Origin of the sequence: Erwinia sp. MYb416 (genome assembly GCF_037479575.1) — a bacterium.
Taxonomy (GTDB): Bacteria; Pseudomonadota; Gammaproteobacteria; order Enterobacterales; family Enterobacteriaceae; genus Erwinia; species Erwinia rhapontici.
The window spans coordinates 824,834-839,147 of sequence record NZ_JBBGYT010000439.1 but is presented as its reverse complement, the minus strand read 5'-3'; the positions used below and the strand labels follow the sequence as shown (position 1 = coordinate 839,147).

Sequence of the window (14,314 nt, the reverse complement as noted above, 5' to 3'; positions counted from 1 at the left end):
TGGCATTTTGATGGTGCTCATTAGAGATAAATCAGCAATGAATTGAATTTAATGGAATTTTTTTTGTTATTGGTAATAGGCTGGGGTGTGCCCGTCAATTTCATCAACTTTAAGAATTTTGCAAAAGCTTCCGGAATAACGAATTCAAAAGGCAGACTAATGGCAACAAAGGAGATACCGATAGATAAAGTAAAACTGGCTACGCAGCTCCGCACTCGCGGCTTAGTTCAGACAGTTGCGGACGGAGGGTATCGGCGCTTGGATGAGAGCCATTCTGCATTGATCGAGACGCTTGCAACTATATTGAACGCTACTGATGCGCCACCGATTGACCTTCATATCGAAGAAGCGCTGTCGGAGTTGAAGGGACCACGTTTCTTCCTTGTCCAGCATTTTCTATGCGATCTGATACCCCATTTGAACCTAGATCAGGATGTTCTCCTTGATTTTATCACGCGTCTGCTTGATGCAGGTGGTAATGATCTGGCGGCAGGGGCCCCGAGTACTGCATTTGGGGAATGGACGAAAAAGAATCCAATCAGATCTTCCAAGGTCTACGAAGCGGTACATGCTGGCGATAACTTAGCTCTGCGTCAACTATTCACGGTTCTCGTAATGAACGCCGAAATAGAAAAAGGCATCATCTTTGCGCAGGCTCAGGAGCGGGAGGCTAAGCTTGCAGCCCTCTCGGCTTTGGGGGCCATGGAACTTGGTGAACGCTACGGTGAGGTGCTCGACATCCTGCTCCAGGCAGCGTCCAGCGATGATGAAGACATCGCACTCAGGTCCTTGGAAGCGGGCTATCGGGCTGCTGCACAGCGAAAAATAGTTGCACCGGTCGGTTTTGATGAACAACTTGACCGGATCCTTCAGACGAGGAATCCCTTCTCGATCCACTTGGCAGTGGACCTGTTGTGGCTTCACCGGGTTGGTCTCACAGAAAATGCTATAAATCTATGCCTTGATGCCGCTGCGGATGTTGACTCAGATAATGTAGGAACGATTTCACATCTCAGCCATGCAGCATATCAACTCGTGAGTGATGGGCATGCTGAAAAAGTGATTTGTCTGCTTACTGAGTTATTTGAACGCTCAGGAGGTCGGATTACGTTAGACGCGTTCGAGGGCACCTACCACGCGTTGCAAAATGCCGGCTCTGAGGTATTGGGGAACGCTGTTGTGTACTGGCTACTGAACGGGAGCATGCATACCCACAAATGCGTGGCTAGCGAAGTTTGCGGTGTCGGAAATGACGATCCTCCCTTCTCAATCTCCGCGTCATCCCTTCCAGTGGAGCCATCGGAGCAACTATACCTTTGTCGCAAGGCCGTCGGGTGGTTCTTCATTGATCCAGTGGTTGCAGCGGTCATACCGTTAGCAGTGCTTCGCGACGGGTCGTCAGATATCAAAAATGATGTCCTCGATCTGATCTATCACCCCTTGCTCGTGAGCTATGGGGGCAAGTTGAAGGACTACCTTGAGTGTTACGCCGAAAGCATTCCGGACCTTGCTGGATTACTCACACGAAAGTTAGCATTTCAGGATGCGATGGAAGGTATTGAGCGTTTAGTCGAGTTGCACCCTAGTGAAATGCAGCGTGAGACGGCACATATCCAATGGCACGAGCAGATGGAACGGGGCATTGAGCAAGGGCGCCGGAAATCTGTTTTTGAGGACATCTTCCCCAAACAATACATCCTGTATGGCAGATCGTCATTGACGCCGATCCACACCGGACAGGGGGGCACACATCTCACCGAGACTGCGATGCATTCATTTTCGATCTCATCAGAGTACCCCATACTCGATATTGTTGACCCAGTTGGACTTGAGCATATGCTCCTCCACTTCAAGCTTGAGCAGCGAGGAAAGAGATGAAACTCGTCGTTATGCACTATCTGCGCTCGCTACGCGAGCGTGACGAACTTGACGCTATTCTTCCTGATCTTTTGGCTGAGAATGGTTTCGAAGTTTTAACTCGTCCTCGTCGTGGCACAAGGCAAGCTGGTGTCGACGTAGCGGCAGTCGGCCCTGATCGTGATCGTGATGGTACTCGGAGTCTGTTCCTATTCACGATCAAGTCCGGGGATTTAACACGAGAGCATTGGGATACCGGCCAGCAGGCCGTGCGTCCGTCGCTGAATGAGGTTTTGGATGACTATATCCCGAACCGCATCCCGCCCCATTTTGCGGATCTGCCCATCATTATATGCGTTTGCATGGGCGGCGAGATGCGTGAGGATGTCCGGGCCCAGTGGAGCGGTTACTGTCGAGTGAACGAGAAAGCCAACATTCACTTTGCCGAATGGAACGGGGATCGTCTCTCAGATCTGATCCTAAGCGGTATGTTGCGTGCTGAGTTAATTGAGAGCGAGAATCGAGGGCTATTTCATAAAGCGCTAGCGATGCTTGATCAGCCCGAGGTCGCTTATCGGCATTTCCGTCACTTACTCAATGTCATTTTCACTGAGACGAAGAATCAGACAGAGCGTACGCGTCAGCTACGCAAGGCCTACCTGTGCCTTTGGATACTTTTTGTCTGGGCTCGCGATGCAGATAATCTTGAGGCCGCATATCGAGCATCAGAACTAGTACTTCTACGTAGTTGGCCTTACTGTGATATGGCCCGTCTGCGTAAGGGAACGACGCAACACGAGCGGCTAGCTCATTTTGATCAAGTTTTGAAGCTGCACTTTATCATCGCTCACCTTCTACTTGTCGAGAAGATTGGCCCTTTCGCCGATAAGCTCTATGCGCTTTCAATGGCCGTAAATTCACGCAACGCAGTAGATATTAACATCTCGCTATTCGAGATATTAGGGAGATTGTCACTTCATGGGCTTTGGCTGGACGCTATGGGTGGCGGGCAGGAGGAGTCATTCGCACAAGCAATGAATGAAAGGGCGGACAAGGTGCTCAACATAGCGATTGGTATGCTGAATGCGAATCCGGCGCTTGCCGTTCCCGTTCGTGACGATTTCACGATCGAACTAGCTCTTTTTATGCGTCTCGCAACTTTGCGTGGCCGCCTATCTAATGTCGCTGACTATATCCGCAGCATGTCCGACCATCTCTGTTATGGGTTGAGTGCTCGGTGTCATTATCCGACTCCGACGACAGAATATCGTGATGTCCTCTCCCATCCGAGGGACCGCAGCGATGCATACTTCGAAGAGCATACGCGTGCGGGGATTCTTTACACCTTCGTGCTTGCTTGGCTGGCTATGATAGGCGATCAGGAGCGAGCAGAGCATTTGCGCCGCACGTTGTTAGAGCACGCTCCACACATGACTCACCAAATTTGGATTCCAGACGGACGAACGGATGACGTTTTCTGGGGGGGGGATCGGGACCACGGATTGTCGGTGCCTGGCTTGCCACTCAACGATTCGCTAGATGCAGTTTTTAGCCTATTGAACCGTGTGATGAAAGAGCATCCGCTGGATGAGCGAATAAGTGCCGTTCGAAATCACCTGACGCCAATTTTTCTTATGGCCTGCCGCCACTATCGCATGCCTGTACCACCTCATATATGGCAAGGTCAGAAGAATGCACCACCAGACAGCACCGCTTCCGATCAAGCAACACCGGATGCTGAGATATAGAAGTCGCAAGATGATAGTACCCTTGGATATGGACAGCTTCGTCGCAAGTCAGTTCCAACAAAATCAGTGGTGAAGGTAGTTGATTCCGCAGCACATAATGGCGGATTCTGATCATGATACTCCCAATTTGTTTGTTTTTATTTTATTGAATTAAATGGTTTTTAATGGTTTATTTGCAATGGAGTAGGAGTGAGGCCTGCTGCTGGAAGCTCTGCTTTGTGGTTTAAAAAATCTCGCTTCGGCGAGCTTTTTTACATGATTGAGCAATCTAAGATGTTTGCCTTGGGGTTAATTGAATTTAGTGCGTCACCATTCGTCTGCACTCAGAACATAGGTCAGGATTTCTACCAGCGTATGGTAAATCTATCTGAATGCGCACGCTGTCCGTATAACGCATGATGATGGGATAAAAGTGCACAAAGCGCGTAGTACAGTGGGCGCGTATCTCAACATGTTGCGGACGACCCGTCGCCTCGGGCTGTTCCACAGTGCGGAAAAGCTAACTTACTGCATGTATTTTCTTTTCTGCGTCGTTTAGCATTAAGTTTCAAATTTTTGGCGGACCGAATATGCATCGAGCTATCGATGCCTTTCTCGCTTATAACGAGCGAGAGAAGGCAATTGTAGAACCAGTCGCACAATGGCTCACCAACCATAGGGTGCAGACACATTTCTTTGCGCGCGATACGCAGTATGGGGAGCCTGTCGACGACACCGGAAACCTAGACGATGCCGCAACAGTGATTGCATTTCTCGGTAGCGAGGGCTGGGGTAAGAACCACCTACGGCTTGTCGAGCGGGCGCTAAAATTGAACAAACCCGTTTTCCCTGTCCTCATCGGCGATGCCAGTCCCGGTGACCACAACATGGCGCAGGGGTTGTTTATTAATTTTAAATGGCTCGACTTGCGAATGGGAGATCTAGAGCCGCTTGAAAAGCTTTTGCCATCGATACTCGAGGTGTCGGACCAGTATGATCCTGACATCAATACGGAGATCGGCGTGCTGATCTCCGGCCCCGACAATCGCAGACAGGTGGCGCTCAATAGGCTTATTGATCGAGCCAAGAGCAAGCGCGAGCCGATCTCGGCCGGGTTACGGAAAGAGCTGGCGCGTCGTGGATCCAACGGGCCAAGATTATTGTCTCCAAATGAGTCGCCTTCCGACTCGGATGCTGAAGCACGCAGCTGGCTGCGTGTGGCCCTAATCCAATGTGATCCCGAGAGTCCGCAGACGCGCGATATCGCCCTGCGTGACATAATGCCGGATGCCGAGCCAGCAGAATTCGCAAGATTCTGGAGTCTTGCGGCAGCGCAACAAGCGAATGCGTCGTATCTCCCCGCCCTTGCTGAAAAGGCTGCAGTGGATCCGACCACTAGCGTCAGTTTTGCTGGTGTTGCGATGTTGAATCCGAATTCTCCCAAAGTGTCGCCACTTTTTAGAGCCGCGTTGCGCAATGATGATCATTGGATAACTCGCGGTGTGCTGCGTGCCTTGCGGATTGTCCACGTTCCCGAAGTCATCAGTGATGTCTGCTTACTCGCGGCTGACCACAACCGGGCGGAAGTGCCGATGTACGATGTATTCTGTGCGCTAGCCACCCCCAGGGCTGCTGCCCTCGCGGCACCACTACTTGCCGAAACGCCCGGAATCGATGTAGTCGTTGATCGAATCATCGAAGCTGCATACGATGCAAACCACTCGGTCGTGCGCAATTTCTCATGGTTCCTCACAACGCTCGATGCGACACGCTCCCTTGCTATCCTGAACGAGCGTTCCAGAAACCCCCAAGTTCGCGCAGTAGCGCAACGCTTGCTGGAAGGCATGGACTCTGTATCCGCCATGGCAGAGAAACCCTACCATCTTCCAGGCTTCGCTGCCGATACGATCGATGAACAGCACGACCAGCTGGGTATACAGACCGAGGTGCAAACGCTCGCCGCGATCATGATGGCGCGAGATGTAACGCCCCCGCTCGCGATAGGTCTGTTCGGTGAATGGGGCTCCGGTAAGAGCTTTTTCATGTCGCAGATGCGCAAGACAGTGAAGACGCTCGCTCAACGTCCGCAGCAGCAGGGCGCGTCACCGTATTGTTCTAGTGTCGTTCAAATCACTTTCAATGCGTGGCATTACGCCGAGACCAATTTGTGGGCCAGCCTGGTCAGCGCTATTTTCGAAAAGCTTGCCATCCACATTTTCGGAGGCACGCCTACTGAACGTCAGCAGGCCCAGCTGATCGCCGAACTTGCAAGTGCTAAGGCGGTTACAGAAGAGGTTCGTGCGGAAGAGAGACGCGCCAGCGAGCAGTTGAAGGAAGAGGAAGCCCGGCTTGACGAGCTGCGCAAGAAGAGACTGGCCGAGGAACAGAAGCTCGCGAAGTTCAACCCGACCTACTTGATCGACTTGCTCGAGGACAGCACTCTGAAAAAACAGGCCGAACAGGCATTTGAACAACTGGGGCTGCCTGTAGTGCTCGACCGAGTTGATGATTTCAAGCACGCTGTGGCGGACGCAGGCAAGCTATCAAGCCAAACCGTTGCATTGCTCACGGTGTTGTCGGCCAAGGGACGCAGTCCGCTGTATCTGGCGTTGTTCGTCGCGGCGCTGGCGGTGCCCGCCGCTGGTTATGCTTTCTATAACTGGCTCTCGCCCGACAACAAGCTGTTCACGACGCTCGGAACCATGTTCGCGGGCATCGCGACGTTCGCGACCGCGGGCATTGAGATCGTCCGACGCGGCATGAAAGAGGTTAACGTAATCTTGGAACCCGTCATGGAAGCAAGGAAAAAGGCTGACGCGGAACTTGAGAAGATCCGGAAGAAGCCTGCGGATGCCGAACTGGCACTCGCGGCCAACGTCGAGGTATTAAAGGTGAAGGAGCAGGATGCGCGACGCCGCGTGGCCGACGCTGCTGCACGCGTGGCCGCCACCGAAGAACGCCTGCGCGAACTGGAGGAAAGCCGCGATCTAGCCCGCTTCATTGCCGACCGCCACGATTCGGCAGATTATCGCAAACACTTGGGCCTCGTGTCCCTCGTGCGTCAAGATTTCGAAGCGCTTTCGGAGCGGATTCGGGAGCACGGAACGGCGGCTGATGGCGGGCGCAAAGTTGAACGCATCGTCCTGTACATCGACGATTTGGACCGCTGCCCGGCCTCGCAGGTTGTCAACGTACTGCAGGCCGTGCACCTGCTGCTCGCGTACCCGCTATTCGTCGTCGTGGTCGGCGTCGATTCGCGTTGGCTTACTAATTCACTCTCCATGCACTACAAAGAACTCGGCGCGGCGTTCACCGAAGCGCCTGAGGCAGCTGCTAGCCCCCAGCACTATCTCGAAAAGATTTTCCAGATTCCGTATTCGCTACGTCCGATGAGTGCGGAGGGCTACGGCAAGCTAGTGAGAGAGCTCACAGCGGGCGGCCAGCGCATGCCTGTGACGCAGCTACTTACCCCGTCCGGTCCGGTAGACGTGAAGCCGTCTACTCCCGCATCCGCCGCGATTGGATCCGCGCTCACTTCTGACGCAAACGTGACCGCACCGCAGTCGGCACTGGCACCAGAATCAGCAGCGGTCGAGGAGCGCGCACTGGTCATTCATAGCTGGGAGGAATCTTTCGCCGCGAGCCTTTACCCGTTGATCCCCTCCCCACGAGCTGCTAAGCGCTTGGTCAATGTCTATCGCGTGCTGAAGGCGAGCGTCGGAGGTGCCCAGCTGCAGGCGTTTGAGGGCACTGAGACAGAGCCAGGCCAGTTCCAGATTCCGTTGCTTTTACTAGCCATACAGATCTGTGATGCCTCGACGGCGACGGCTTGGTTCGCTGACCTTATGGCCGAGCAGGGGCAGCGTAATTCCCCGGAGGAGGCCTTCATACGTACTGCCACTGCGGACGCCCGCAAGCGGCTGATGGAGCGAATCAAGTACATCTTCATGGAGGCCGGATTCCCGAAGGATGCCACCTTGCTGACGAACTGGATCCCGCTAGTTAGCCGTTTTACGTTCGAGACGCGCTCTATAGTCTGATTAAGACGCTCACTGTGAGGCGACGTGCGTGACAAATCAAGAAATATGTCCGCTGTTGCCCGGTGAGAGATTGATCATCTGAGTATGGTATCGCGCATGGTATGGCCTGACGCGAAGGGGTTAAAATTATCATTAATTCATGTTCTTAGGTTGGATATTGATAATCGAGTGGGAATGATTTTTCTCCCTCTCGTTATCACTAACAGATAACTGAATGAACGAAGCCCGCATTCGCGGGCTTTTTTATTGGATTCCGGCAGCGTTTTCCGTCACCTCAATACATCCACTTCTCCACGATAGCATCGCCCAGATGCTCACGCAGCAGCTCCTCATTGTCCTCCTCACCGTGAACGGCCAGCAGGCACATAAACATCAGCACGTCGAGATACTGGCCCACGTCGCTGAAGATTTGCGTCAGCATCGGCGAGCTGTCGTGATCGAAATACCACACCTCGCCGGTCTCAACATGAAAGCACCACATATTGCCGTTGCCCAGATAGTCACCGAAGACAACCAGTTGCTTGACCAGCGCCCAAAGCGCGTCGGCATCGGGTGCATCTTCCAGAATGTCACTGATGCCGGGGTAGGCGTTATGCAGTGGTTCAATGCTGGCGTATTTGGCAGGTGTCACGCTACACAGCGTTTCGGCCAGGTCCAGCGTGCCAATCTGCTCATGATACGTGCGCAGTAACGGAGGGAGGGTGCAGCCCAGGCGCTGTTCAAGTGCGACCACATCTTCTGGTTTAACAGGCGTCAGCGGAGACGGATTATCCCACTGGTCGAGCCAGGCCAGTGCGCAGACACGCCACCAGTCCAGCCGGGCGTTATCATCGGCAAATTCTGGCCAGGCCAGAGGGGGAAGGTCGCTGGCCGGGGCTGGCGAGTGGGTGTCTGAATTCATAGCTGACGTTGCCTCAGGATAATTAATAAGTGCTGCTGTCGATGGTGAAACGATAGTTGATATCGACCTCAGTCGTAATATCGGCGCGTTCGGTTTTGTTTAAAACGAATTAAAAAGCGGGTTCGTAGTCCTCGCCTCTGAGCACTTCACCGCCGAAGATCTCAACATCATACAGGCCATTCTCAAGCGCGATCTGTGGCCGTCCCGGCTGGCGATAGCGTTCCTGCAGTGAGTGGATATCGGCATCGGTGAAGTTTTGCAGAATCCGCCATGTGAAGAGCAGGAGCTGCTGGTTTTCAATCCGCAGGAAGTAGCCGCCGCGCCGATGCTGTAAACGGCTCTCCGGCTTAAGCAGCTCCGGCATCTCATTCGAAAGGTTGAAAATAATCGTGTACGGGTAATTTTCAATGCCCGCTAAAGGGATGACGATGCCGTTCTGCACAGCCCTGTCACCGCTGTCATTGCTGGCAAATTCCGAGGCCAGATCGTCACTGAGTAGGTTGTCGTCCTTGAATTTTTTCAGCAGACGAAGGTCGCCAATCAAAAAGTAATCAATCAGGTCGTTAAGGACTTCAACGAATTCATAGCGCATCAATCAGCTGCTCCGTTATTTTTACCCTTGTTAAACTCAACGCCCCACATTGAAACGCCCTGGATCATCTGCAGTATGGCGCAGGTATGAATACTCAGGGAAACGGCATTTGAGTATTTACTGGCATAATTTTCACTGATCGGCTGGAAATAAAGTCGGCCTAACGTTTTCAGTATCGCCCTGTTCTTTTTCATTGCCTGATAGAGTTCCGCGGACTCCTTCAGTGAAAAGTGCTCGGTAACGCCCTCGACGATCAGGTCATCCAGCACCGTTGCACTTGCCTGAAACTGAGGTTGCAGCCTTTCCAGCTCAGCGCGGAAAGGGGCGATTTCGCGCTGCATGGTTAATAACAGCTCTGCATTTTGTTCCGGGTTGATGCGTGATTTCAGTTCGGATACCAGATGGCAAAAATAGATATCGTTCTTCAGATCGCTTTCAAGAAGACGGTTGGGATCGGCCAGATATTTTTGTTGTGAAACTGCTCTGAAATCGGCATCACCTGAGTGGCTGTCCAGGGCGTTCAGATGGTCTTCAATGTGAATAAACGCTGCCAGTCTCCATGTCAAATTTTCTGCGGTTTGCCAGGCTAACTGCCCGCGAAATGCCCAAAAAACCATTTCGGAACTTTCATGCAGCAGATGGCGTAAATAACGCGGCGTGTGGTTCTTGAGATCAAAGCGATCGAACTGATGCACGACGTTGGTCAGCGTTTCCCCTGCCAGCCTGCTGAGCTGCGAAATGTCGTCTTTGTGGCGATCGCGGATCTGTTTTAACGCTTTACGATAGGGGGCGTGCTGTTCAGAGAGATAGGAACGGTAATCATTATGCGCGGCTATCCGGGAATGCTGATTCTGTTGCTTTGCATAACGCATACTGACCATCGAGACAACCAATGCCGCAAACGCCACACAGTCAGATACGGTGATATTCATTCTGTCCTCCCTGTGAATGCCAATTATCTTAGCGCAGTGAAAATGTGTGTAAACCCCGACGGGATGATACGCCCCGGCGCTGTGCAACCCCGGGCAATCAGGTATGCTGATAAATCCACTCCTGTCAGGAATCCCCGCTATGTTCTCACTGAAAGCCCTGAGCCTGATTTTGCTCTGTATTACGCTGTTGTCGCTGGGAGCAAGCCTGGCACAGGCCACGCGCCATAATGATGCGGGTGCACAGGGCTGGGCGACGGCGCGGAGTGATTCTTCCGGGCAGGCACCCGATCCTCAGCGTTTTGCCAACATGGCGATTGTGCAGGTCTATGCGGCCCCCACCTACGGCTGGAAAGGGGCAGTGGCAGTGCATCCGTGGATTATTTTTAAACGTGCAGGGGAAACCCGCTACAGCCGGTATGAAGTCATCAGTTGGGGAAGCGACGATAAAGTGCGGCGTAACCGCAATCTTCCGGATGCGTACTGGTATGGCTCGCGTCCTCGCTTGCTGGTGGATCATCGCGGAGCAGAAGCTGAAGCGATGATCCCTGGGATCGTGGCGGCGATTGGTTCTTATCCCTGGCCGCAAACCTATCACGCCTGGCCGGGGCCCAACAGCAACACTTTTCTCGCCCATATTGGCCGTGAAGTCCCGGCATTGAAACTGAATCTCCCCGCGAATGCGATTGGCAAAGATTATCGTTCGCTGCTGAATCCGATCGGGTTGCCGCCTTCCGGGCGTGGATTACAGGTATCGGTGTTGGGTGTGGCAGCGGTCACACTGGGCGCAGAAGAAGGGTTTGAAATCAACGTACTGGGGCTGAACCTCGGACTGGGTTTCTCACCGCTACAGCTCCGCCTGCCTTTTATCGGCGGGCTGGGTGACGATAATTTGCAAAAAGAAAATTCGGGGATCTGAGCCGGTTATTTTCCTGTTCGCAGACGGCGCGATTTGCGAACAGATACGCAAATATTTTTCCCTGCCTGCAACCCGAAGCAATAGTTCCCGACATGCTTCGCAGTCAGTTACCACACCACTGGTACTTTCCCTTTATCGGAGACATTATCTCATCATTCCATTAAAGTTGTCAGTTGACAACCGGTATATGGCGATAGATACTGGAGGGGAAATATGGCGCGTCGTACTCATGCTATCAAGGAAATCGAAATAGTCCTCAAACATGCCGAGCAGCAAGGCTGGCGGGTGGTCTGTGGTGGCAGTCATGCCTGGGGGAAAATATATTGTCCCTGGAATAGCGCACAGTGCCGTTGCGGAGAGTTCTGCATCAGTTGTGTATGGAGTACGCCAAAAAATGCAGTGAATCACGCCAGGCAGCTTAAGCGCGTTGTGGATCACTGCACGATGAGCCAACGATTTGAACGCAATGGAAGGAATAAGACGCCATGGAATACACCTTTACACTAAAATATCAGTTAGTTGGCCAGACAGAAGAAGACGGCGATGCACTCGTTGAACGGCTGGCTGAGGCGGGTTGTGATGATGCCCTGATTGGCCTGGGCATCCCAGGGCGTATCGCGCTGGAGTTTATCCGTGAAGCATCGTCAGCGCAGCAGGCGATGGAGAGCGCACTGGAGCAGGTCCGGAGCGTACTGCCGGATGCCCGACTGTTTGAAGTTTCACCGGATTACGTAGGCCTGACGGATGTCGCTGATCTGATAGGTGTTACCCGGCAAAATATGCGCAAGCTGATGCTGGCGCATTATCATACCTTTCCGGCACCGATCCATGAAGGCACTGCGACGATCTGGCACCTTGCCGAGGTGCTGACATGGCTGGAAAAACGCGGCGGTTACCGCGTTCCTGAGAATGTTCAGGAAGCGGCTGCCGCTGCGCTAAACCTCAATCTCAGCAAAGAGATTCAGCGGCATCGCTCTCAGCCAGATATTCTCTGACCATTTCATCAAATGAGGCATTGGCCTGGAAACCCAGGCGGTTGGCATAGTGGGCATGGAAATCACCGGGCCAGGAGTTAACGATCTTAACGATAGCCGGGTCGGGCTGATGGCTGATTCGTGATAAGACTCCATCACCGCTGATACGCCTGAGTGAAGCCAGCATCTCTTCTACCGTCACCGACAGGCCGCACAGATTAATGACGCGGCCCTGATCCAAATCTTCACCGTTCAGTTCGTGCCCAAGGAGCAGCGCCTGTACAGCCCGGGCTGGAGACATTAACCACAGACGCGTGGCCAGGCTGACCGGGCAGTTCGCACGCTCTCCGTTGATGGGTTCGCGAATAATACCGCTGGCAAAGCTGGAGGCGGCTGCATTCGGCTTACCCGGGCGTACAACGATAGTGGGCATACGCAGGCTGCGCCCATCGAGGAAGCCCTTACGGCTGTAGTCGGACAGCAACAGGTCGTTCATGGCTTTCTGAGTGCCATAGGAACTTTGCGGCATCCAGACCTGGTCGTCAGGGACTTTCTCGGGGAGCTTGCCGCCGAACACCGCCACCGAACTGGTGGTAACCAGGCGTACGCACTGTGGCAATGCACGCAGTCGCTCCATAACCTGACGGGCAGCGTCAACGTTGATTTTCATCCCCAGATCGAAATCCTGTTCGGCCTGACCTGAAACGATCGCCGCCAGATGAAAAACACTGTCTGTTTGCGCATCAATCAGCGTTTCCAGCTCGGTACGGTTGCTGATATCCCCACAGCGGACGATCAGGCGTCGGTCATCAATGCCACTGAGGGGCGCAATATCAATGGCCGTAATCTGTTTAATCGGCTGTGGCTGTCCGTTTGCATCGTGCAGTGAACCTTTTGCCAGCAGTGCCTGAACCAGTTTTTTTCCCAGGAATCCGGCAGCGCCGGTAACAACGATATTCATAATATGCCTCATTGAGGTTAGCGGTTGACGATGCGACCAGGGATCAAAAAGATAGCCGCAGCGCCCACGAACAGGGTGCAGGAGATGATCATCATGCCGGTCAGGGTGGAGTGCGTGAGGTCGGTCAGTATTCCCATCAGATAAGGCGCAACAAAGCCGGCAAGGTTACCGAAGGAGTTAATCAGTGCGATACCTACGGCTGCCATCGTGCCTCCCAGGAAGGCTGTCGGCAGGCTCCAGAACAGTGGCAGAGTACTCAGTCCACCTGCCGCCCCCAGTGTCAGGCCGAACATGGCGATCCACAGGTTGTCGCTGTAGAGAGCGGAAATCACCATGCCCACGCCGCTGATAACGGCAATGACGGCGAGGTGCCAGCGGCGTTCGCGGTGGCGGTCTGCGCTGCGCGAAGCCACGATCATGGTGACAATCGCCGCGGCATAAGGGATGGTCGTCAGCAGGCCCACGGTGAAGACATCCTCGACCCCGGCATTGCGTACCAGCGTCGGCAGCCAAAAGCTGACGGTATAAAAACCGGCAATCAGGCAGAAGTAGATAAACGTCAGCAACCACAGCTTGCCGTTACGCAATACGCTACCCAGTGTCGCCTGCGCACCAGGGGAATCTTGCACTGCATCTTCTTTCAGGCGGATATTCAGCAGGGTCTTTTCTTCCGCACTCAGCCAGTTTGCATTTTCAATGCGGTCGGGGAGTAAAAAGAACACCAGTATGCCGATCAGCAGAGAAGGGGTTCCCTGAATGATAAACAGCCACTTCCAGCCTGCCATCCCGTGGGCATTATGGAAATAGTCCATAATCCAGCCGGATAGTGGCCCGCCAATCAGTCCTGACAAGGGAACCGCTGCTGCAAACAGGGCAAACATTTTCCCACGCCGATAGGAGGGGAACCACAGCGAAAGATAAAGGATGACCCCGGGGTAAAAACCGGATTCCGTCAGGCCAAGCAGGAAACGCACGGCGTAAAACTGAAAAGGTGTCGACACCAGCGCGGTAAGCGGTGCAATCACTGCCCAGGAGGCGAGCAGTGCGGCCAGCAGACGGCGGGCACCAAAGCGGTGCAGCGCCATATTGCTTGGCACCTGAAAAAAGAAGAAGCCGATAAAGAAGATCCCAGCACCGAGACCGTAAACCGTTTCGGAAAAGGCGAGATCGCTGGACATTTGAAGTTTGGCAATGCCGACGTTGATTCTGTCGAGATAGGCGAAAATATAACTGACAGTCAAAATCGGCAGGATACGCCAGACGGCGCGTTTCCAGGCATTCTCTTCCAAATCGCTGACCGCAGAGGGTGGCGGGAGAGCCGATATCGATGAATTCATTGGGTTTCCTTTGTCGGATAGAGTAGGAGATGTGCTTTATTCAGGCAATAGTCATCCTGTTCCCGGTGCACAGGGCT

At 53.5% G+C, this 14,314-nt stretch carries 10 protein-coding genes; 5 read left to right on the top strand and 5 right to left on the bottom strand.

Annotated elements, in window-relative coordinates:
• Nucleotides 1–51: 51 nt before the first annotated feature.
• From WH277_RS22520 to WH277_RS22510, 3 genes are all read left to right on the top strand, one after another.
• A complete protein-coding gene (locus tag WH277_RS22520) occupies nucleotides 52–1,878 on the top strand; it encodes a hypothetical protein (RefSeq protein WP_339506986.1) in 1,827 nt (608 codons plus the stop codon).
• The gene (locus tag WH277_RS22515) at nucleotides 1,875–3,605 is read left to right on the top strand and encodes a hypothetical protein (protein WP_339506984.1); all 1,731 of its coding nucleotides are present in this window, start codon (nucleotides 1,875–1,877) and stop codon (nucleotides 3,603–3,605) included. Before WH277_RS22520 ends, WH277_RS22515 begins: the two co-directional genes overlap by 4 nt.
• A gap of 569 nt (nucleotides 3,606–4,174) precedes the next feature.
• Nucleotides 4,175–7,624 carry a P-loop NTPase fold protein gene (locus WH277_RS22510; RefSeq protein ID WP_135683417.1) on the top strand — a complete coding sequence of 1,150 codons (3,450 nt, stop codon included), beginning with the start codon at nucleotides 4,175–4,177 and terminating at the stop codon, nucleotides 7,622–7,624.
• Nucleotides 7,625–7,898: 274 nt separating this feature from the next.
• Here WH277_RS22510 and WH277_RS22505 read toward each other — a convergent pair whose 3' ends face one another.
• The 3 genes from WH277_RS22505 to WH277_RS22495 form a co-directional block, all read right to left on the bottom strand.
• Nucleotides 7,899–8,525, bottom strand: coding sequence for an SMI1/KNR4 family protein (locus WH277_RS22505; RefSeq protein WP_133845880.1), 627 nt, complete (start codon nucleotides 8,523–8,525; stop codon nucleotides 7,899–7,901).
• A 109-nt stretch (nucleotides 8,526–8,634) separates the two neighbouring features.
• Nucleotides 8,635–9,117, bottom strand: a complete 483-nt coding sequence (locus tag WH277_RS22500; protein WP_339506982.1) for a hypothetical protein — start codon at nucleotides 9,115–9,117, stop codon at nucleotides 8,635–8,637.
• Nucleotides 9,117–10,049, bottom strand: a complete 933-nt coding sequence (locus tag WH277_RS22495; protein WP_171148979.1) for a hypothetical protein — start codon at nucleotides 10,047–10,049, stop codon at nucleotides 9,117–9,119. Before WH277_RS22495 ends, WH277_RS22500 begins: the two co-directional genes overlap by 1 nt.
• A gap of 139 nt (nucleotides 10,050–10,188) precedes the next feature.
• Here WH277_RS22495 and WH277_RS22490 point away from each other — a divergent pair, with 139 nt between their 5' ends.
• The gene (locus WH277_RS22490) at nucleotides 10,189–10,965 is read left to right on the top strand and encodes a DUF3750 domain-containing protein (RefSeq protein WP_167864717.1); all 777 of its coding nucleotides are present in this window, start codon (nucleotides 10,189–10,191) and stop codon (nucleotides 10,963–10,965) included.
• Nucleotides 10,966–11,450: 485 nt separating this feature from the next.
• Nucleotides 11,451–11,960: a helix-turn-helix transcriptional regulator gene (locus WH277_RS22480; RefSeq protein ID WP_159338048.1), complete on the top strand. Its 510-nt coding sequence runs from the start codon at nucleotides 11,451–11,453 to the stop codon at nucleotides 11,958–11,960.
• Here WH277_RS22480 and denD read toward each other — a convergent pair.
• Both denD and WH277_RS22470 read right to left on the bottom strand, forming a co-directional pair.
• Nucleotides 11,914–12,900: a D-erythronate dehydrogenase gene (denD, locus tag WH277_RS22475; RefSeq protein ID WP_167864718.1), complete on the bottom strand. Its 987-nt coding sequence runs from the start codon at nucleotides 12,898–12,900 to the stop codon at nucleotides 11,914–11,916. The genes WH277_RS22480 and denD overlap by 47 nt on opposite strands.
• Nucleotides 12,901–12,917: 17 nt before the next feature.
• Entirely contained in the window at nucleotides 12,918–14,237 is a 1,320-nt protein-coding gene (locus tag WH277_RS22470) for an MFS transporter (protein ID WP_133845887.1), read from the bottom strand.
• Between the last annotated feature and the right edge of the window lie 77 nt (nucleotides 14,238–14,314).

Excerpts from the sequence above, each read along its gene's own strand:
- WH277_RS22505 (WP_133845880.1), bottom strand. The coding sequence starts at position 8,525 with ATGAATTCAGACACCCACTCGCCAGCCCCGGCCAGCGACCTTCCCCCT.
- WH277_RS22495 (WP_171148979.1), bottom strand. The coding sequence starts at position 10,049 with ATGAATATCACCGTATCTGACTGTGTGGCGTTTGCGGCATTGGTTGTC.
- WH277_RS22480 (WP_159338048.1), top strand. The coding sequence starts at position 11,451 with ATGGAATACACCTTTACACTAAAATATCAGTTAGTTGGCCAGACAGAA.
- WH277_RS22515 (WP_339506984.1), top strand. The coding sequence starts at position 1,875 with ATGAAACTCGTCGTTATGCACTATCTGCGCTCGCTACGCGAGCGTGAC.
- WH277_RS22470 (WP_133845887.1), bottom strand. The coding sequence starts at position 14,237 with ATGAATTCATCGATATCGGCTCTCCCGCCACCCTCTGCGGTCAGCGAT.
- WH277_RS22490 (WP_167864717.1), top strand. The coding sequence starts at position 10,189 with ATGTTCTCACTGAAAGCCCTGAGCCTGATTTTGCTCTGTATTACGCTG.
- denD (WP_167864718.1), bottom strand. The coding sequence starts at position 12,900 with ATGAATATCGTTGTTACCGGCGCTGCCGGATTCCTGGGAAAAAAACTG.
- WH277_RS22500 (WP_339506982.1), bottom strand. The coding sequence starts at position 9,117 with ATGCGCTATGAATTCGTTGAAGTCCTTAACGACCTGATTGATTACTTT.
- WH277_RS22520 (WP_339506986.1), top strand. The coding sequence starts at position 52 with ATGGAATTTTTTTTGTTATTGGTAATAGGCTGGGGTGTGCCCGTCAAT.
- WH277_RS22510 (WP_135683417.1), top strand. The coding sequence starts at position 4,175 with ATGCATCGAGCTATCGATGCCTTTCTCGCTTATAACGAGCGAGAGAAG.